Consider the following 253-nt stretch of genomic DNA (forward strand, 5'->3'; position numbering starts at 1 on the left):
GCCCTGGCCTGCTCACCGCCGTGCAATTTCCGTCTGCCGACGGCCAGTCACTGCGCATCGACACTTGGGTCGAAGCGGGCTGCGAGATTCCACCCTACTTCGACCCGATGATCGCCAAGCTGATCGCCTGGGCGCCAACCCGAGACCAAGCCAGCAGTGCACTTGACGCCGCCCTGGGCGAATCGCTGCTGTACGGCGTGGAGTCGAACCGCGACTACCTGCGCCAGATCCTTGCAGACACGCCCTTCGCCAG

At 65.2% G+C, this 253-nt stretch carries 1 pseudogene; it reads left to right on the forward strand.

Annotated features, from left to right (window positions below):
• Positions 1-253, forward strand: a pseudogene (locus ACZ6JE_RS15370) (hypothetical protein); the annotation flags it as partial.

This window comes from Frigoribacterium sp. AC759 (genome assembly GCF_979256015.1).